Annotated in this window: 13 protein-coding genes and 1 pseudogene; 7 read left to right on the top strand and 7 right to left on the bottom strand. The window is 64.6% G+C overall.

The features are described 5' to 3' along the window. Positions 1-89: 89 nt before the first annotated feature. The 5 genes from OWC48_RS25805 to OWC48_RS25825 all read right to left on the bottom strand — a co-directional run bounded on the left by OWC48_RS25805 (position 90) and on the right by OWC48_RS25825 (position 5,231). On the bottom strand, positions 90-956 hold the full coding sequence (locus tag OWC48_RS25805; RefSeq protein WP_028155241.1) for a 3-keto-5-aminohexanoate cleavage protein: 867 nt from the start codon (positions 954-956) through the stop codon (positions 90-92). Positions 957-1,157: 201 nt separating this feature from the next. Next, entirely contained in the window at positions 1,158-1,958 is an 801-nt protein-coding gene (locus OWC48_RS25810) for an AraC family transcriptional regulator (protein WP_282522486.1), read from the bottom strand. Positions 1,959-2,151: 193 nt separating this feature from the next. Next, positions 2,152-2,808: a glutathione S-transferase family protein gene (locus OWC48_RS25815; RefSeq protein ID WP_282522487.1), complete on the bottom strand. Its 657-nt coding sequence runs from the start codon at positions 2,806-2,808 to the stop codon at positions 2,152-2,154. Then, entirely contained in the window at positions 2,808-3,971 is a 1,164-nt protein-coding gene (locus tag OWC48_RS25820) for an acyl-CoA dehydrogenase family protein (protein WP_282522488.1), read from the bottom strand. Before OWC48_RS25820 ends, OWC48_RS25815 begins: the two co-directional genes overlap by 1 nt. A 123-nt stretch (positions 3,972-4,094) precedes the next feature. Further along, positions 4,095-5,231 (bottom strand): acyl-CoA dehydrogenase family protein, encoded by a 1,137-nt coding sequence (locus tag OWC48_RS25825; RefSeq protein WP_282522489.1) that lies wholly within the window; start codon positions 5,229-5,231, stop codon positions 4,095-4,097. 265 nt (positions 5,232-5,496) lie between these two features. On the opposite strand from OWC48_RS25825, the gene OWC48_RS25830 reads away from it, so the two are divergent. Further along, positions 5,497-7,047, top strand: coding sequence for a long-chain fatty acid--CoA ligase (locus OWC48_RS25830; RefSeq protein ID WP_282522490.1), 1,551 nt, complete (start codon positions 5,497-5,499; stop codon positions 7,045-7,047). An 88-nt stretch (positions 7,048-7,135) separates the two neighbouring features. Beyond that, positions 7,136-8,356, top strand: a complete 1,221-nt coding sequence (locus OWC48_RS25835) for an ABC transporter substrate-binding protein (RefSeq protein ID WP_282522491.1) — start codon at positions 7,136-7,138, stop codon at positions 8,354-8,356. Between the two features lie 79 nt (positions 8,357-8,435). On the opposite strand, the gene OWC48_RS25840 is transcribed toward OWC48_RS25835, so the two are convergent. Further along, positions 8,436-9,206: a helix-turn-helix transcriptional regulator gene (locus tag OWC48_RS25840; protein ID WP_282522492.1), complete on the bottom strand. Its 771-nt coding sequence runs from the start codon at positions 9,204-9,206 to the stop codon at positions 8,436-8,438. Positions 9,207-9,393: 187 nt separating this feature from the next. On the opposite strand from OWC48_RS25840, the gene OWC48_RS25845 reads away from it, so the two are divergent. The 5 genes and pseudogenes from OWC48_RS25845 (at position 9,394) to OWC48_RS25865 (ending at position 15,970) form a co-directional block, all read left to right on the top strand. Continuing rightward, positions 9,394-11,634 carry a marine proteobacterial sortase target protein gene (locus OWC48_RS25845; RefSeq protein WP_282522493.1) on the top strand — a complete coding sequence of 747 codons (2,241 nt, stop codon included), beginning with the start codon at positions 9,394-9,396 and terminating at the stop codon, positions 11,632-11,634. A gap of 172 nt (positions 11,635-11,806) precedes the next feature. Further along, positions 11,807-12,376, top strand: a complete 570-nt coding sequence (locus tag OWC48_RS25850) for a class GN sortase (RefSeq protein ID WP_282522640.1) — start codon at positions 11,807-11,809, stop codon at positions 12,374-12,376. A gap of 42 nt (positions 12,377-12,418) precedes the next feature. After that, positions 12,419-12,562: pseudogene (locus OWC48_RS25855) on the top strand (glycosyltransferase); the annotation flags it as partial. Between the two features lie 213 nt (positions 12,563-12,775). After that, positions 12,776-14,995, top strand: coding sequence for an acetate--CoA ligase family protein (locus OWC48_RS25860; protein ID WP_282522495.1), 2,220 nt, complete (start codon positions 12,776-12,778; stop codon positions 14,993-14,995). Positions 14,996-15,139: 144 nt separating this feature from the next. Next, a complete protein-coding gene (locus OWC48_RS25865; protein WP_282522496.1) occupies positions 15,140-15,970 on the top strand; it encodes an MlaD family protein in 831 nt (276 codons plus the stop codon). Between the two features lie 177 nt (positions 15,971-16,147). Here OWC48_RS25865 and OWC48_RS25870 read toward each other — a convergent pair whose 3' ends face one another. Then, entirely contained in the window at positions 16,148-19,090 is a 2,943-nt protein-coding gene (locus OWC48_RS25870) for an autotransporter domain-containing protein (protein ID WP_282522497.1), read from the bottom strand. Between the last annotated feature and the right edge of the window lie 134 nt (positions 19,091-19,224).

Consider the following 19,224-nt stretch of genomic DNA (forward strand, 5'->3'; position numbering starts at 1 on the left):
GGAGCGAAGCGACGAAGCAATCCAGATTGCTTCAACGGAAAGATACTGGATTGCTTCGCTTCGCTCGCAATGACGGGTGAGGCGATACCTTACCTGTTCGTCCCAAAGATCTTCCGCGCCTCGGCGGGGCTTGCGATCTCGCGGCCCGCACGGCGGGCACAGGCGGCGATCGCTTCGATCAGTTGACCATTCGACGTCACCTTCTTGCCGTCGGCGAGATAGAAGGCGTCCTCCAGGCCGGTGCGGAGATGGCCGCCGAGTTCGGCGCAGCGCTGGTGCAGTGGCCAGATCTCTTCGCGGCCGATCGCCGTGACCTGAAAATGCGCCTCGGGGCGCTTCAGCTTGATCAGAATCGGCAGCAGATCAGGATCGGACGGCATGCCGGAAGCAACGCCCATCACGAAATTATATTCGAGCGGACCTTTGTACATGCCGACCTGGTGGTACATGCCGACGCAGCGGACGATGCCGACGTCGAAACATTCGAACTCGGGGATGGTCCCGACCGCGTTCATGACGTCGAGATAGTCCTTCACCTTCTCGACCGCGTTGTCGAACATCATCGGCGGCCAGGCCCAGGTGTTGTCGGCTTTCACCTTCAGATAGTTCAGCGAGCCGGCGTTGCAGGCCGCGATCTCCGGCCTGGTCTCGCGGATGCAATCGAGCGCGCCGCTGTAGTTCGGCCCCGAGACGCCCGAGGTGTGATTGATGATGACGCCGGGGCAGGCCTCGCGGATGGCCTGCTGAATCTCCTTGCTGACGCTCACGTCCCAGGACGGCAGATGTCCCTTGTCCGGCGCCTGCTGGCGCAGATGGATGTGCATGATGCTGGCGCCGGCATCGAACGCAGCCTTGGCTTCGCGCGCCATCTGCTCGGGCGTCACAGGCACGTTGTGCTGCTTCGGGTCGGTGAGCACGCCGTTCAGCGCGCAGGTGATGACGGCCTTGTCGCTCATGCCAAAAATGTCTCGCACGTTGAGAATTCAACGCTTGTGATCATGTGACGCGCGGGCATGCGGCTTCTTGCGCGGAGAAGCTGAAGAAAGGGCAAGAGATCGTAGGGTGGGCAAAGCGCAGCGTGCCCACCAACTTTGCCAATTGCTGAGAGGTGGTGGGCACGGCGCAAGAGCGCCTTTGCCCACCCTACGGAAGCGACGCTAGCTCGCCTCCGCGAGCCGCACCGTCTCGGTGCTGCGGTAGATCGCGAGGTCGCGCGAGCCGACGAAGATCGCGCGCGGCTTCAATCCATAGAAGCGGCGGATCGAATGGCTGAAATGGGTCGAGTCGGGATAGCCGATGTCCTGCGCGAGGTGGGCGAGATTGAGGTCCTGGTTGGCGAAGTGCAGCAAATGCCGCGCGCGCTTCCAGGCGCGGAAGGAGCGGAACGAGATGCCGGTCTCCTCCTTGAACAGATGGAGGAAGCGCGAGGCCGAGAGCCCCGCTTCCGCCGCGCAAGTATCCGCCGTCACCGGCTCGCCGGAGAAGCGGCCGATGCGGGCGACGGCGCGCATCACGCGCGGATCGAGCACGCGACGCGGCAACGCCTCGCCAAAGCACATCTCGTCGAATTCAGCGGTGGTGATGTCGCCATAGCGGCGCTGGCGCAGCAGGGCGTAGGCGGCGAGGATCTTGCGGGCATAGACGGCCCGGTCAGGTCCGGTCAGCCGCGCGGCCAGGGCCTCGATCACGCCGTCCGGCATGCTTTCCGGCTCGAGCGTCACGCTGATTGCAGTGCGGTAGTCGCTGGCGATGGAATGCCGCTGGTTCGGCAGGGTCACGAACAGCTCGCCGGTGGCGAGAACGTCGTCGATCGTCAGATGCAGGCTGCCCTTCACCGCGACATAGACGTGGCAGCAGCCGGGGGTGCGCTTGCGGGGACGGCCGAGCAGGCCGGCATAGAATACCCGCTCCGGCGTGATCAGCATCAGATGGTCGGATTCGCGACCGTTATCTTCCATTGGGATCCTCCTCGCGCGGCTCTTTGGCCGCTGCGGACGGAGGTCACCTTAGCGGAAATTTGGGCGCTGTCACGGCGCGATAGCGCTGTCATGGAAACATGCGTTATCGTTCCGGGGCGGTCCGCCGGACCGGTCCCGGAACCTCGAGATTCCGGGTTCGGCGCTTCGCATCACCCCGGAATGACGGCGTCCCTTACCCCCTCACGCGCGCCGCAACATTCTGCTCGACGGCGGCCTTCTGTTCCGCAGCAACCGCGCGCTTGAATCCGTCGCGCTGCTGCAGCCGCGCCCAATAGGCTGCGACATTTGGCCCGAAATCCTTGGCGAGGCCGACGTTGTTGGCGAGCCGGAGCGCGTAGCCGATGACAATATCAGCGGCGGTGAAACGCCCTGCGCACAATGTTTCGGCATTGGCCGTCGCCGCCTCGACCGCGCGCAGGCGCCCCAGGAACCATTTCGCATAGTCCCCGGCGACCTGCGGATTGCGGCGCTCTTCCGGCTCGAGCTGGGTGTATCGGAGCACCAGCGTCTGCGGGAAGGTCAACGTGGCATCGCTGAAATACATCCAGTTCAGGAACGCGCCATAGGCGGGATCTTCGGGTCCGACCATCAACGGCGTCGGCCCGTGCTTGATACCGAGATAGTGGCAGATGCCGGAGGACTCGGTCATCTTGGTCTCGCCGTCGATTAGGAAGGGGATCGTGCCGAGCGGATTGAGCGCGAGATACTCCTTGGCGAAGACCCGCGGCGGGAACGGCAGCATCTTCAGTTCGTAAGGAAGCCCCATCTCCTCCAGCATCCAGAGCGGACGGAACGAGCGCGCGGCGTCGCAGTGATAGAGCGTGATCATCAGGAAATACCTTTACTGCCGGGCAGCGTACCCATCATCTTGCACAAGACCATCAGCATGACCTCGTCGGCACCGCCGCCGATCGACGTCAACCGGCTGTCGCGATAGGCCCGGCTGACCGGCGTCTCGTTGGTAAAGCCCATTCCGCCCCAATATTGCAAGCAGGCGTCGGTGAGCTCGCGCCCGAGCCGGCCGGCTTTCAGCTTGGCCATGGTCGCAAGCTTGGTCACGTCCTCGCCGGCCACGAGTTGCTCGGCGGCGCGATAGATCAGCGCGCGCAACAACTCGACTTCGGTCTGCATCTCCGCGAGCTTGAAGTGCACGACCTGGTTGTCGAGGATCGACTTCCCGAAGGCTTGGCGGTTACGCGTGTACTCGATGGTCTGATCGATGATGTATTCATGCGCCTTCAGGCAGGCCGCCGCGCCCCAGAGCCGTTCCTCCTGGAACTGGATCATCTGGTAGGTAAAGCCCTTGCCCTCCTCGCCGATCCGGTTGCGCTTGGGCACGCGGACATTGTCGAAAAAGATCTGCGCGGTGTCCGAGGAGCGCATGCCCATCTTGTCGAGCTTTCGTGCCACCGTGACGCCCTTGCTCCTCATGGGCACGCAGATCAGCGACTTGTTGCGGTGAACCGGCCCATCGCCGGTGTTGGCAAGCAGGCAGATCCAATCGGCCTGGGTGCCGTTGGTGATCCACATCTTGCCGCCATTGATGACGTAGTCATCGCCGTCCGAGCGCGCATTGGTCTTGATCGAGGCGACGTCGGAGCCGGCGCCGGGCTCGGAGACGCCGATGCAGGCGACGTAATCGCCCGATATCGAGGGGCTGAGAAATTCACGCCGCACCTCGTCCGAGCCGAACCGCGCCAACGCCGGCGTCGCCATGTCGGTCTGCACCCCGATTGCCATCGGCACGCCGCCGCAGGTGATGGCGCCCAGCTCCTCCGCCATCATCAGGGCGTAGGAATAGTCGAGGCCCGAGCCGCCGAACGCGACCGGCTTGATCAACCCGAGGAAGCCGAGGCTGCCCATCTTCTTGAACAGCTCATGCGCCGGGAAGATGTCAGCCTTCTCCCAGTCATCGACATGAGGGTTGATCTCGTTGGCGATGAATTTTTGTAAGGAGCGGCGGATCTCGTCGTGGTCGGCGGTGAATAGCATCTCTTTCCCTTCGTCATTCCGGGGGCATCGCGCAGCGATCAACCCGGAATCCATTCCTCTACGACATCTGCGGCACAATGGATTCCGGGCTCGCGCTACGCGCGCCCCGGAATGACGGTGAGGTCACAACCCCATCTGCCGCGACGCCAGATCCTTCATGATCTCCTCGGTGCCGCCGCCGATGGCGTTGACCTTGACCTCGCGATAGATGCGCTCGGCCTTGATGCCGCGCATGAAGCCGGCCCCGCCGAAGATCTGCACGGCTTCCGAGGCGCAGAACGCCATGGTCTGCGTCGCCTGGTTCTTCATCATGCAGATTTCGGCGACCGGGCTCTCGCCCTGCTCCAGCCGCCAGGCCAGCATTTCGAGCATCGCTTGCGAAGCCGCGACCTTCTGCGCCATGTCGACGATCTTGTGACGGATGACCTGGTGCTGGGCGAGCGGCTTGCCGAAGGTCTTGCGTTCCTTGGCATAGGCGATGGCTTCGTCGAGGCAGACCCGCGCGAAGGCGGTGCAGCCGGCCGCCATGCCCATGCGCTCGCTGTTGAAATTCCGCATGATGATCTTGAAGCCCTGCCCCTCCTCGCCGATCAGATTTTCGACCGGCACGCGGCAGTCGTCGAAATGCAGCGTTGCGGTGTCGGAGGCCCACCAGCCCATCTTCTTCAGTTTTGTCCTGGACAGGCCGGGCGTGTCGCCCTCGACCAGGAGCAGGCTGACGCCGCCGGCGCCCTCGCCGCCTGTACGCACCGCAACGGTCAGATAGTCGGCGCGCATCCCTGAGGTGATAAAGGTCTTCTCGCCGGTCACGACGTAGTGATCGCCATCGCGCCGCGCCCTGGTGCGAAGGTTCGCGACGTCGGAGCCGCCACCCGGCTCGGTAATCGCCAACGCGGAGATCTTCTCGCCCGACAGCACTTGCGGCAGCACGCGCGCCTTGATCTCGGGTCGTGCCGCCCGCGCGATCGGCGGCGAGCCGATGGTATGGCTCATCAGACTGGCGCTGACCCCGCCCGCCCCGGCGCGCGCCAATTCCTGGCTGGCGACGATCTTCATGAACTGGTCGGCAGCGATCCCGCCATATTCCTCGGGGAATCCGAGCCCCAACAGGCCAATCTCGGCCGCCTTGCGATAGAGCATGCGGGGAAATTCGCCGGCCTCGTCCCATTCATGGGCAAAGGGCGTGATCTCCTTCTCGACAAAGCGGCGCATCACCTCGCGGAAGGCGTCATGCTCGGCGGTATAGAACGGGCTCTTCATCGTCGTCTCGCCCTGCTGGCGGATTCGTGTTGTCCACCATGGCCGGAACATTTGCCGTTCACTTGCGCAGAGTGGCTGACCGGGGGAACCGCTCCACGCAGCCTAAGGCCTAGCAACTCAACGCAAGACGATTTTCGCCCCTCGCAGGCCAACTCCGGGTCAAAAAAAGACGTGGCACACAAACTCCGGCTGGCCCCAGGGCCACGCCGGGCATGGTGCCGGCAATAGGGACGCAGGCGGCACAAGACCGCCGAGGGAGGGATTTTTGGCCGTTCGTTATTACGACTGGATCGTCCATCACGGCCGCCGCTCGCCCGATAAGGTCGCGGTGATCGACCTCGCGAGCGCGCGCCGCTTCACCTATTCGCAGCTCGAGGCCCGCGTCGCGCGCCTGGCCGGATTTTTCCGTGACGTGCTCAAGGTGTCGCGCGGCGACCGCGTCGCGGTGCTGGCGCTGAACACGACCGATACGCTGGAGGTGCAATTCGCCTGCGGGCGGCTCGGCGCCGTCTTCGTGCCGCTGAACACCCGCCTCACCGTTCCCGAGCTCCAGTTCATCACCGGCGATTGCGCGCCGAAGGTGATGATCCACGACACTGATCTGGCCGAGACCGCGCTGAGCGTCGCGAAACTCTGCAACGTCGCGACCAGCCTGCTGCTCGGCCCCGGCGGCAGCTATGAGGCCGGCATCGCGTCCGCCAAGCCGCTCGCCCGCGCCGAGGAGGTCACGCTCGATGACGTCTCGACCATCATGTACACGTCGGGCACCACGGACCATCCCAAGGGCGCGACCATCACCCATGGCATGACGTTCTGGAATTGCGTCAATCTCGGCGGCCCCGCCTGCATCGGGCCGGCCTCCGTGCTGCTGACCGTACTGCCGCTGTTCCACACCGGCGGGCTCAATTGCTACACCAACCCGGTGCTGCATGCCGGCGGCACCGTGATGATCATGCGCGCCTTCGATCCCGGCACGGCGCTCGGCCTGATCAACGATCCCGCGCAGGGCATCAACGTCTTCTTCGGCGTGCCCGCGATCTACCAGTTCATGGCGCAGCATCCTGCCTTCGCGACCACCGACCTGACGCGGCTGATCGTCTGCGGTGTCGGCGGCGCGCCGATGCCGGTGCCGCTGCTCAAAGTGTGGGAGGCACGCGGGGTCGCGCTCCAGCAGGGCTACGGCATGACCGAGACCTCGCCGGCCGTGCTGGTGCTCGATCGCGAGGATGCAGCACGCAAGGCGGGTTCGGCCGGCAAGCCGGTGCTGCACACGGAAGTCCGCATCGTGCGCCCTGATGGCAGCGACGCCGCTATCGGTGAGCTCGGCGAGCTCTGGGTCAAGGGCCCGAACATTACGCCGGGCTACTGGAACAGGCCGGAGGCGAACAAGACGTCCTTCACCGACGGCTGGCTGCACACCGGCGATGCGACGCGTGTCGACGAGGAAGGCTTCTACTATATCGTCGACCGCTGGAAGGACATGTACATCTCGGGCGGCGAGAACGTCTATCCGGCCGAGGTCGAGAACGTCCTGCATCAGCTCACCGCGATCGCTGAGGCCGCCGTGATCGGCATTCCCGATCCGCAATGGGGCGAAGTGGGGCTCGCCATCGTCGCGGCCAAGCCCGGTCAGCGGTTGACCGAGGCGGATGTCTTTGCGCACTGCGCGGCCAATCTCGCGCGCTTCAAATGCCCGCAACAGGTGCGCTTCGTCGATGCGCTGCCGCGCAACGCCACCGGCAAGATCCACAAGCCGACGTTGCGGAAAGAATTCTCGGTCGCGTCCGAAGTCGACAAGAAAGTCGCCAGCGCCTGATCAAAGCGCCCCTTGCGGGCGCTTCTTCGTTTCTGACGTGCCTACTCCAACCCAGAAGAAACCCCAAAGAAAACCCCAAGGAATTTTCATGAACAAGAAACTCTCCCTGCTTGCCGCAGCAACGGCGTTGACGCTGCTTGCGCCCCCATTCGCGTATGCGCAGAAGGCGTACGACACCGGCGTCACCGACACCGAGATCAAGATCGGCAATGTCGAGGCCTATTCCGGTCCTGCGTCCGCCTACGGCATCATCGGCAAGACCGAGGAAGCCTATTTCAAGATGATCAACGACCAGGGCGGCATCAACGGCCGCAAGATCAACTGGATCTCCTATGATGACGGCTACTCGCCGCCGAAGACCGTGGAGCAGGTTCGCAAGCTGATCGAGAGCGACGAGGTCTTCCTGGTCTTCAACGCGCTGGGCACGCCGACCCAGACCGCCGTGCAGAAATATCACAATTCCAAGAAGGTGCCGCAGCTCTTCCTCGCCACCGGCGCCAGCAAGTGGAACGACCCGAAGAACTTCCCCTGGACCATGGGCTTCCAGCCCAGCTACCGGGTCGAGGCCCAGATCTTCGCAAAGTACATTCTGAAGGAGAAGCCGGACGCGAAGGTCGCGATCTTCTATGCCAACGACGATTTCGGCAAGGACTACCTCGCCGGCATCAAGGACGTGTTCGGCGACAAGGCGTCGAAGCTGATCGTGGCCGAGGAGAGCTACGAGACCTCGGAGCCGTCGATCGATGCCCACATCGTCAAGCTCAAGGGCACCGGCGCCGATGTCTTCGTCAACATCGCGACCCCGAAATTCGCGGCCCAGGCGATCAAGAAGATCGCGGAGCTGGAGTGGAAGCCGATGCACCTGATGACCGACGTCTCGGTGTCGATCGGCGCGGTGATGAAGCCGGCCGGCCTCGAGGCATCCGAGGGCGTGCTGTCGGCCGGCTATCTGAAGGATGCTTCGGATCCGCAGTGGAAGGACGACGAGGGCATGAAGAAGTTCATGACCTTCATCGACAAGTACATGCCCGGTGCGAACATCTCGGACGCCAATCTGGTCTACGCCTATGCCGCGGCCCAGACGATGGTGCAGGTGCTGAAGCAGTCGGGTGACAATCTGACCCGTGAGAACGTGATGAAGCAGGCCGCTAGCCTCAAGGACTTCGTCCCCGATACGCTGATCCCGGGGATCAAGATCAACACCTCGTCCACGGACTTCGCGCCGATCGAGCAGCTCAAGATGTGGCGGTTCAAAAAGGGCCAGTGGGAGCTGTTCGGCGACATCATCAGCGCCGAAACGGGCGGTTAGGCCGCGGCAACTGTGCATACCTCGATAAAATAGCGGCCGAAAGGCCGCTATTTTTTTTGCATGGCGCCGCCAGGGCGAACTATCCCGGCAGGAATAACGCGAACGATTCGTCGACCGTGCGGCGCAGGTGACTGCGATACAGTGCGTGGTTGGCATCATCCGGCCCGATCCGCCCCAGGGACGGTTGCGGAACGTTGCTGAGCGGCACATACGCGATCGGCGCCGCGATCGGCGTCAGTTGCGAGCCGGGTCCGGCGCGGAGCGTCGAGATGATGCCGTACATCTCGCCGGCAACCGTCGGCCGCGACACCGTGATCACGCGATGCTGGCCGTGCTTGATGATGACGAGATAGATGAAGCCGGACTGATGCGGCACCGCAACCTCGCCGGTATGCTCATAGGCGGCATCGGTTCGCTCGCCCTCGCGGAACACCAGTGAAGACACCTTCGGCTCCCAGACGATCTCGGTGCGATAGGCGAAGATCGCATCCTTGTCGCCGAAGGACGGTCGCAGCGTGATGTAGACGTCCTCGAGCCAGGTCACCGCGCGATGCGCATAGGAGCCGAGGCTGTCGGGCGCGACATCGCTTGCGGCCGGAGGCGTCACCACGGCGGCGTTTTTGCGCAAGGAGACGCCCAGCGCCTGCTCCAGCCGCACGGTGGTTGCCAGCGTGAACGGCCGCCGGCCACCGAGCACCTTCTCCAATGTCGACAGGCTGAGCTTGGCCTGCTCGGCCAGCGCCTGCCGGGACATCCGGCGCCTGGCGAGCTCCTCGCGAATGGTCTCCGCGATCTCGCGGCTCTGCTCGTCCGAAAGCTGCCTGTCGGTGAATCTATCCTGCGTCTGCATCGTCAACCCCGCTCCACGGACGCCAGTCTAGCAGGGCGGACAAACCAGCACAAAACCGTACATGGCGATCCCGGCGTTGGCCTGCCGGGGCCGGCCGCGGCGGAACATTGCCGATCATTCTGCTCGCGCATTCAGGCGCTCCCGACCGATGCTCCGAGCCAGCGAACACCCTTCGGGAGCAGGCGAAATGGATAGCTACGACACAGCCGACAGCGACGAGCATCCCATGCTGGGGCGGCTGATCAAGCTCGGATTGTTTCTTCTGGTGCAGGGCATCGCGGTGATGCTGGTCGCCTTCGTGGCCCTGCTCGTGAGTCTTGAGCCCGGATGGTCGGCGACGACGGAGCAGGCCAGCCTGCTCCAGCCCGGCGACGCCAAATCCGGCACCCTTCTCCTGAAGGAGGACGGCGCCACCACGGAGGCGGTCCGCCTCGGCACCGACGTCGACATCACGGTATCAGGCCCGACACTGCGCGCCCGCGTCACCCAGGTCTTCCGCAATCCGACCAAGGACTGGGTCGAGGCGACCTACGTTTATCCGCTTCCCGCCGGCGGCGCCGTCGACACACTGAAGATGGTGGTCGGCGACCGCGTCATCATCGGCGACATCAAGGAGCGGCAGCAGGCACGCGTGATCTACGAGCAGGCGCGCCGCGCCGGCCAGAAGGCCGCGCTCACCGAGCAGGAGCGGCCGAACATCTTCACCAATTCGCTCGCCAATATTGGTCCCGGCGAAACCGTGCTGGTGCAGATCGAATATCAGGAGCCGGTGCATCAAGCCGGCAATGAATATTCGCTGCGGCTGCCGCTGGTGGTCGGGCCGCGCTACAATCCGGCGCCGATTGTGCAGAGCGTCGACTTCCGCCAGGATGGCTCGGGCTGGGGCATGTCCAATTCGGAGCCGGTGCCGGACCGCGACCGCATCTCGCCGCCGGTGCTGGATCCCGCCAGAAATGCGCCGGTCAATCCGACGAGCATCACGGTGCGCCTGAAGGCAGGCTTCGCGCTCGGCGAGGTCAGGAGTCACCACCATAACGTCAAGGTCGAGAGCCCGGACAATGCGACGCGAATCGTCACGCTTGCCGACAGCGCGGTGCCCGCCGACCGCGATTTCGAGCTGACCTGGAAGCCGGCCGCGGAGAAGGCACCGTCGGTTGGGCTGTTCCGCGAGCGTGTCGGCGATGCAGATTATCTGCTCGCCTTCGTGACCCCGCCCAGTGCCGAGCAGACGGCGCAAAAGCCGCTGCCGCGCGAGATCGTGTTCGTGATCGACAATTCGGGCTCGATGGGCGGTACGTCGATCGTTCAGGCCAAGGCCAGCCTGACTTACGCGCTCTCTCGCCTTCAACCGAACGACCGCTTCAACGTCATCCGCTTCGACGACACCATGGACGTGCTGTTTCCGGCCTCCGTGCCGGCCGACGCCACGCATGTCGGCGAAGCCACTTCGTTCGTCAGTGCCTTGCAGGCCCGCGGCGGCACCGAGATGGTGCCGGCGATGCGCGCGGCCTTGACGGACAAGGCTGGCGACACCAGCATGGTCCGCCAGGTGGTGTTCCTGACCGACGGTGCGATCGGCAACGAGCAGCAATTGTTCGAAACGATCACTGCGATGCGGGGCCGCTCGCGCGTGTTCATGGTCGGCATCGGATCCGCGCCCAACACCTATCTGATGACGCGCGCCGCCGAGCTCGGCCGCGGCGCGTTCACCCATATCGGCTCCGTCGAGCAGGTCGAGGAGCGCATGCGCGGCCTGTTCGCCAAGCTGGAGAACCCGGCAGCGACCGGCCTCAGTACAAAATTCTCCGAAGCGAAGGCCGACGTCACGCCGGCGATCATTCCCGACGTCTATCGCGACGAACCGCTGGTGTTGGCGGCAAAGCTCGACAAGCTCGCGGGCTCGCTCGAGATCAAGGGACGCGTCGGCGACCGGCCGTGGTCGGTGACGCTGCCGCTGCAAAACGCCGCCGAAGGCAAGGGCCTGTCGAAACTCTGGGCCAAGCGCAAGATCGGCGACGCAGAGGTGGCGCGTACCATGCGCGAGATGACGCCCGAAGACTCCGACAAGGCGATCCTGGCGCTGGCGCTCGACCACCAGATCGTCACGCGGCTCACCAGCCTCGTCGCGGTCGACAAGACGCCGAGCCGCCCCGAGGGCGAGCCGCTCAAGCTCAGCGAGCTGCCGCTCAACCTGCCGGCCGGCTGGGATTTCGAGAAGGTCTTTGGCGAGCGGCGCGAACGCCATGCAGATGCGCGCAACCAGCCGGCCGCGAGGCGCCCGACACCTGCCGCGCCCGATGCGATCCGCCTGCCCAAGACCGCAACCTCGGCCGAGCTGAAGATGATCGCAGGCTTCATCCTGATCGTGCTCGCCCTGATCCTGTTCGTGTTCAACCGGCGTCGGCCCTTGCTCACCGACGCTGCTTGAGAGAGGAGCCCCCCGAACTCCTCTGTTAGCGCGCGCGGCTGCCCGTCCCACACTAACGGCCGCGCGCGCCTTTTTCCTACTGTCATTGCGAGCGCAGCGAAGCAATCCAGACTGCCTCCGCGGAAAGACTCTGGATTGCTTCGCTGCGCTCGCAATGACGAATGTCGAGACCATGCCCCGCCTCATCTCGCCCGTCGCTGTTGCACTTGTCGGCCTCCTCCTGTTCGGCGACGGCGCCTACATCCATGCCAAGGCCTGGCTTGCTCAGGTGCTGCTGGAGCGCGCGTTCGACAGAAGCCTAACGACCGGCGAGGTGGTCAAGCCGTGGTCATGGGCCGACACCTGGCCGGTGGCGCGGATCGAGGTGAAGCGGATCGGGGCCAGTGCGATCGTGCTGGAAGGCACCAGCGGCCAGGCCCTCGCTTTCGGACCCGGCCATATCCACCAAACGGCTGATGCCGGCGAGCGCGGCATTGCCGTATACGCTGCGCACCGCGATACACATTTCCGCTTCCTGCGGAATGTCGCCATTGGTGACGTAATCGATGTCACACGTCGTGACGGAAAGCACTTTCGCTATCGGGCGGATTCCTCCGCTGTGGTTCGCTTCGATGAGTCCGGCATCGATCCCGCGGCGCAGGATGTCGAGCTAGTGCTCACAACATGCTGGCCCTTCGACGCCGTCACGCCCGGACCCGAGCGCTACGTCCTGCATGCCACCTTGATCGAAACCGGCGAATAGCGGTTCGCAATCCGCCACGCGCTCAGGGAGATGGGCACCCTGGCGCTCAGGGAGATGGGCATCCTGCGGCGCCGCGTTCTCGGCTTCGATCCGACGCAGATGCAGATCCGGCGCGCCATCGCTCCCTACCTCGCGAAGCAATTAGCCTATCACTACGCCTACAAGCTGCGCCTGCTGCGCTACTGAACGACGGCAGAGGCATGATCACCATTTGAAAGAATAAGTGTCACGCAGTCGTGGCACGTCTCCCGATCGTTCGCACTTTCGCCAAAAGTCTGGTGATGCTAGCGTTGTCGCGAAGCACTCACCATTCCGCCACGCGGCATGGAGCCATCACGATCAGTCCCGCCGGACGCCGGCGCAAGACAGCGCTGCAACAAGAACAAGAGGTAAAGCGCCATGGAAGCCCAGGTACCTGCTGCGTCCGTTTCTCCGCGTCCATGGTCTCCAGCGCCCGATGCCAGCGACGTCGTCAAGGGCATCCACGCCATGCTGCACCCGCACAACATCGTGCTGGTGGGCGCGACCGACAAACCCGGCAATTATGCCGAACGCATCTGGAACAACCTCGTCAAGTACGGCTATGAGGGCGGGCTCTATCCGGTCAACGCCAAGCGCGACACTGTCTGGGGTGTGCCCTGCTACAAGGACTTTGCGAGCCTTCCGGAAAAACCCGATCACGTGCTGGTGCTGGTGCCCGCGCGCTTTGCCGTGCAGGTGATCCGCGACGCCGCCGCGGCCGGCGCGCGCTCGGCCACCATCGTCACCTCGGGCTTCAGCGAGTTGCAGGATGAGGAGAGCCAGAAGCTCGCTGCCGAATTGCAAGCCGCGATACGCGAAACGGGGCTCGCCGTCACCGGCCCGAACTGCCTCGGCAATTTGAGCGCGGGCGAAAAGCTCTTCACCAATATCGACGACCGTGTCGTCACCATGGAACAGGGTGCGGTGGCGATCGCCGGGCAATCCGGCGCCATCGTGATGGCGATCCGGCAGGCGCTGGAGGATCGCGGCGTCGGGGTCGGTTACATGGTGACGACCGGCAACGAGGCCGGGCTCGAGACGCCGGACCTGATGCGCTATTTCGCCGAGGATCCGAGCATCAAGGTCATCGTGGTCTATCTCGAAGGTGTGCGCAACACCAAGGCGTTTCGCGACGCCTGCAAGGCCGCGCGCGCCGCGAGCAAGCCGGTCATCGCACTCAAGCTCGGTTCGTCCGAGGGCGGCCGCGCGGCGGCGATGGCGCATACCGGTGCGCTCGCGGGCTCAATCGAGACCTTCGACGCCATCGCGACCCGCGAAGGCGTGATCCGGGTCGGCGGGCTCGACGAGATGATCGAGACCACCGAATGCTTCGTTCACTCTGCCGTCCCCAAGGGCGACCGGCTCGCCGCGGTCACGCTGTCAGGCGGCAAGCGCGGCATGCTGCTTGACGCGTTCTACGCGGAAGGCCTGAACTTTGCGCCGCTGAGCCCGCACGTCGGCTCCGAACTGGCGAAGATGCTCGGGCCCGGCTCGATTGTCGGCAATCCGCTCGATGCGGGCTTTGCCGCGGTGGTCGATCCCTCCGTCTACATGAAGTCGATCAAGCTGATGATCGACGACCCCGATATCGACATCGTCATCGTCGATGCGGAGCTGCCCAAGACGCCGCACGAACTGCGAGAACGCAATTTGCGCATCGTCGACGAGATGGCGAGCCGGGCGTCGAAGCCGGTGATCTATATCAGCGCGATGTCTATCGGCTTCACCGAATTCACCAAGGGCTTGCGCAAATCGCTGCCGCATCTCGCGATCATGCAGGGCATGGACCGTGCGGTGACCGCAATCAAATCGCTGCTCGACTATGCGAAGCTGCGCAAGGAAGTGCCCGACATCGTCTCGAGCTCGAAGCCTGCCGCCCGCGCCGTGCTGGAGAAGGCGCTGAAATCGGCGAGCGGTGCCGCGCTCGACGAGGTCGCCTCGAAGAAGCTGCTGAGGGCCTATGGCATCCCAGTCTCGAAGGAAGCCATTGCGCAGACGGCGGCGGAAGCCGCGAAGATCGCGAAGCAGATCGGTTTCCCGGTCGTGGCAAAAGTCGTCAGCGCCGAGATCCTGCACAAATCCGACATCGGCGGCGTGGTGCTGAACCTCGCCAGCGCGGCGGAGGTGAAGAAGGCATTCGCCGACATCACCGCGCGGGTGACGAAGCTGAAGGGCAAGCCGAAGCTCGACGGCATCCTGATCGCGCAGCAGGTCAAGGCCGATCTCGAACTCGTGGTCGGCGCCTCGCTCGATGCCGAGATGGGTCCGGTCGTGCTGTTCGGCACCGGCGGCATCGACATCGAGCTGATGAAGGACGTCGCGCTTGCCGGCGCACCGCTGGACGAGGCTGAGGCCCGGCTCCTGATCGGCCGCACCAAGGCCGGTATCAAGATGCGCGGCTATCGCGGCAAGCCGGCCCTGCACGAGGCCTCCGCGGTGAAAGCGCTGGTCGGCCTGTCCAATTTGATCGCAGATGCCGGCGACCGGATCGCTTCGATCGACGTCAACCCGTTCCTGATCAACACCAAAACGGGCGTCGCCGTCGACGCCCTGATCGTGCTGAACAATGCTGCGGCAAAACGCGCCGCCGGGCATTGATGTCGCGTAAGGCGGATTGGCGGGTTACGCTTCCGCCTTCGCTCTTCGAGCTACGGCGGACAAGTCGTTAACCCGCCCGCTCTAGTATTGCGGCCGCAGCATCGTCCTTCCAACCATCCCGCTTTGGCCATAAAATCGCCCTGCATGGCACGCGCGAGCAACCTCGTAATCGGAACGGCGACGCTGGCGGTCATCGCCGTGGCGTTCGGCGGCGTGCTCGGCGTGCAGAAATGGCGCACCGCCCAGAGCCGGAGCCAGTTGCGCGTGGTGTTCGAGGGTGGCTCCGCCAGCGGCCTGCGTCGCGGCGGCCCGGTCAATTTCGACGGTGTTCCCGCGGGCCAGATCCTGTCGATCAAGCTGGATAATCCGCGCAAGATCGTGGCGCTGGTGATGCTCGACAACACCGCGCCGATCCGCAAGGACACGGTTGCTGGCATCGAGTTCCAGGGCCTCACCGGCGTCGCCGCGATCTCGCTGATCGGCGGCGCGCCCTCCGCGCCGCCGGTGCCGCTGGATACGGACGGCATCCCCATGCTGATCGCCGATCTCAGCGACGCCGAATCCATCGTCGACACCCTGCATAGCGTCGACCGCACGATCGTCAGCAATGCCCCTGCGATCAAGGACGGCCTGCGCACGTTCGAGAACCACACCGCCGATCTCAGGAGCAAGGGCGGCGAAATCGACTCCGTCATGGCCAAGGTCGACACTGCCTTCGCAGGCTTCGACAAGGCGGTCACCAAGATCGAAGGCGTGGTCCCCGGCTTCGCCGACGGCAACGCCGACGAGCTGTTCGAGAAGATCAGGGGACTGCACGAGCTCGCCGATGCCATGAAGAAGAAGTCGGCTGCTTACGTCGAGGACATCCGCCGCTCGCTGCTCGACGTCAGCGAAGCCGCCAACAAGATGGCTGGCACGCCCTTGCCTGCCGCCGCCCCGCGCCCCCCGCGCAAGCCTCCGCAGAAGAAACAGTGACGCTCTTTCTCATCCTCCCCTGGAGGGGGAGGATCGGATCGCATGCAGCAAAGCGAAATGCGATCCGAGGTGGGGTGAAGGTGCTTCCCAGCATGCAGTGTCCGAGTGGAGAGATCACCCCACCCCGCTCGCGCTTCGCGCGATCGACCCTCCCCTCCAGGGGAGGATGGCCTCGCCCTACCACGCGTAGCGCACGACGCCCTTGCCGGCGTAGGAGCGGGTGACGTTCGAGAACTCGCCCTCGAAGGTCGCCGACGCAGACCAGCCGTTCATCCAGCTCATCTGCACCGCCGCGGTGGTCAGTGCGGAATCGCGCGCCTGCGCTGCACCGTTCACGACGAAGGCCGATCCCGGCAGGGTCTGGAACACCGCGCCGACGCTGCGGTCCGGATTGTAATCATGCGCCCAGGCGACGCGGCCGCGCAGGGTCATCAGGCCACCGGCCGCGGCGAATGATTTGTCCGCGCGCAGTCCGAGCTCGGTGCGGGTGCTCGTCACGTCCTTGGCGGCATAGTTGAGCGCGAAGGTGTTGTTGCCGACCACCGCGAACTCCGAATAGTTCGGAAGGCTGAACATGGTGGCCTGTGCCGCCGCATAGGGCGTCAGGCCGATCCATTGCATCGCGTAGCGGTAACCGCCCTCGATCCGGCCCGAGAGGGCGTTGGCGTTGAACTGCGCCCGCAGCTGATCGACGCCGGCGGCCGTGACGATGCGGTTGGTCGTGACGTCCTGCCAGCCATAGGCCAGTGCCGCCGTGATATAGGCAGGTCCTGCCGTGTGACGAACGAAGGCGCCGGCCTGGAACAGGTCGGAGCGGCCCCAGCCGAGCCCGTTGACGTTGAAGCCGGTCGCACCGCCGGCAAGCGCAAAGCCGGCGATCGTCGACGGCGAGAAGCGATAGTCGAGGCCGACGGCCGTGCCATAAACGCTGCTGCTGGTGTTGTTCGAGCCGAGGGCAGCGTTGCCGTCGGTGGTCTGCGAGCCGCCATAGCCGGCCGCCCACACATCCCAGCGCTGCTCGAAGGTTGCGGCCGGTGCCTTGCGGTAGATCGAGGCGAAGGCGTCGCGCGTGGTCTTGTCACGCGCGCCCTTGCCGGTCGCGGCATAGGCGCTCGCGCTCGGCTCGCCGGCATATGGCGTCGCACCCGATGTGCCGCTGCGTCCCGAGCCGAAGACGTCGGTCAGCAGGCTCATGAACAGGTTCATCGCATTGAACGTCGTCTGCCGCGCCCCCGTTGCGGATTCGCCCGAGGCCTGCGTCAGGCCCTTGGGGCCAAGGCCTGCGAATTCGGCTTGCAGGAAACCGTTGGTGTTGAAGAAATTCTGAAGCGTCGTGGCGACGTTCTGCTGGTTGATGTTGAGCGCGTATTTCGCGCCATAGTTCAGCGTGAAATCGAGAAACACTTCGTTTGACCCGACCGTCGTCGTGCCGACCAGGCCACCCGGCGCGGCAACGCCGGCGAAATTACCGGTGGCGCTGCCGAAAAACTGCATGATCGAGTAGTGCTGCATTATCTTGCTGCCGGGATACAGCGCGACACCCACGGTCCCGTCCAGCGTGACGTTGCCGCTGACGAGCGCATGGCTCGTGCTGAATCCACTACCGGCCTGCACAACATAGACCGAGCCGGGCTGCAAGGTGAGATCGCCCTGGACCTGCATGCTTGAGCCCGGGCCGCCGTCGCCGGGCGCGTAGATACCGCCGTTGGCGATAAACGTGTTGCCGACGATGCCGGCGCCGAACAACGCACCGCCGGCATTCACGGTGGTCAGGCTCGATTGCGAGATGTCGCCATCAACCCGCAGGATGCCGCCATTCACCGTCGTGGTGCCGGTGTAGGTATTTGTGCCGGAGAGGATCAGCGTTCCGCTGCCGACCTTTTCCAACGAGCCGGGGCCGGCAGGACCGCAACTGCAGGGATCGTAGTCGCCAATGACGCCGCTGACCTCGGTCGAGCGGTTGTTGCCGCCAACGACGAGAGTGTTGCCGCCTCCGATGTAATAGAAGCCGCTGCCTTCGATCGAACCGGCCGTGATGCGGCCGTCGCTGTTCGGGCCGAGGCTAACCCCGAAATCGACAATGCCTGTGCCGGTGGTGATGAAGCGCGCGTTGCCGCCGGTGGAATGGTCGAAGAACTCGGTCTTGCCGCCGTCCTTGGTGATGATGGTGGCATTGCCGGCCGTGGTGAACGCGCCGAAATTGGTGCGGCCGTCGGCCTCGTTGATGATCGTCGCGTTGCCGGCGGTCGCGGTATCGGATCCGGCGAGACTGCCAAAGACGGTACCGCCGAAATCCTTGTTCAGGACGGTCGCGGAAGCGGCCGTCGATTGTTCGGTGAATAGCGTGCCGCCGCCGTTCTGGTTGGTGATATTGGCCTTGCCCGCACTTGTCTGGGCAAGGAAGATCGTGGCACCGCCGGCATTGGTAATGGTGGCCTGGCCCGCGGTCACCGTTTCGATCCCGCCGATCGTGCCGAAAAGTGTCTGGCCGCCGGCGTTCAAGATCGACGTGATGCCGGAGGTATCGGCGTTGACGATGTTGAATGTGCCCTCGTTGGTGACGGCACCGATGATGCTGGCGGTGTGGGTCGCGTCGCCAAGCTGCAATGAGCCGCAGTTGCAGATGAAAGTATCGCCGGTATAGGTATTGGCGCCGAGCAACGCCAGGATACCAGGACCCTGAACGTTGATCCCGCCGCTCCCGACGATGCGCGAGGCGATCACAGCCGACGGATCCACCGTGCCCGAGACGTTGTTGGTGATGAACGTGGTGCCGCTCGTGGCCAGCCGGAGGTCGCCGCCCTGAATGGTGTAGACCGAATTGTCGCCGGTGACATCGAAGCCCACAAGGCTGGTGAGCTGGACGCCGCCGGGGGTAACCGTCACCGTGCCGGCCGTTGCCGGCGTCGAGACTCCCGAGTAACCGAATATCGTGCCGGCTGACGAAGGATCGTAGGCGCTGCTGACCGAACCGAAGACGTTCGTCCAGTTCGTCGTGGTGGTGTCCCACACCCCGCCGCCGCCGTTGACGGCGCCGTTCGGCGTGGTCTGTGAGCCGTTGAAGACCTGCTGCGCTCCGGCGGGGCTCGTCGCGGCGGCTGCCCCCAAGGCGAGGCTCATCCAGAATGCCGCGCGAATTGCCGCGGCACTCCGGCGCGAGTAACCCCGCCCCATCGATGGCAACCCAGCCCCCACGCTATTCCCTCACCCGCGGCGCTCCCAGCGGCGCCGCTAGGAACTTAGGCCATGAGGCT

Source organism: Bradyrhizobium sp. Arg816 (genome assembly GCF_029989365.1).
Taxonomy (GTDB): domain Bacteria; phylum Pseudomonadota; class Alphaproteobacteria; order Rhizobiales; family Xanthobacteraceae; genus Bradyrhizobium.

What these genes read in the sequence shown, in the direction of transcription:
- OWC48_RS25840 (WP_282522492.1), bottom strand. Translation starts at nt 9,206, where the DNA reads ATGCAGACGCAGGATAGATTCACCGACAGGCAGCTTTCGGACGAGCAG.
- OWC48_RS25860 (WP_282522495.1), top strand. Translation starts at nt 12,776, where the DNA reads ATGGAAGCCCAGGTACCTGCTGCGTCCGTTTCTCCGCGTCCATGGTCT.
- OWC48_RS25835 (WP_282522491.1), top strand. Translation starts at nt 7,136, where the DNA reads ATGAACAAGAAACTCTCCCTGCTTGCCGCAGCAACGGCGTTGACGCTG.
- OWC48_RS25815 (WP_282522487.1), bottom strand. Translation starts at nt 2,808, where the DNA reads ATGATCACGCTCTATCACTGCGACGCCGCGCGCTCGTTCCGTCCGCTC.
- OWC48_RS25870 (WP_282522497.1), bottom strand. Translation starts at nt 19,090, where the DNA reads ATGAGCCTCGCCTTGGGGGCAGCCGCCGCGACGAGCCCCGCCGGAGCG.
- OWC48_RS25810 (WP_282522486.1), bottom strand. Translation starts at nt 1,958, where the DNA reads ATGGAAGATAACGGTCGCGAATCCGACCATCTGATGCTGATCACGCCG.
- OWC48_RS25825 (WP_282522489.1), bottom strand. Translation starts at nt 5,231, where the DNA reads ATGAAGAGCCCGTTCTATACCGCCGAGCATGACGCCTTCCGCGAGGTG.
- OWC48_RS25820 (WP_282522488.1), bottom strand. Translation starts at nt 3,971, where the DNA reads ATGCTATTCACCGCCGACCACGACGAGATCCGCCGCTCCTTACAAAAA.
- OWC48_RS25850 (WP_282522640.1), top strand. Translation starts at nt 11,807, where the DNA reads ATGCCCCGCCTCATCTCGCCCGTCGCTGTTGCACTTGTCGGCCTCCTC.
- OWC48_RS25805 (WP_028155241.1), bottom strand. Translation starts at nt 956, where the DNA reads ATGAGCGACAAGGCCGTCATCACCTGCGCGCTGAACGGCGTGCTCACC.
- OWC48_RS25845 (WP_282522493.1), top strand. Translation starts at nt 9,394, where the DNA reads ATGGATAGCTACGACACAGCCGACAGCGACGAGCATCCCATGCTGGGG.
- OWC48_RS25865 (WP_282522496.1), top strand. Translation starts at nt 15,140, where the DNA reads ATGGCACGCGCGAGCAACCTCGTAATCGGAACGGCGACGCTGGCGGTC.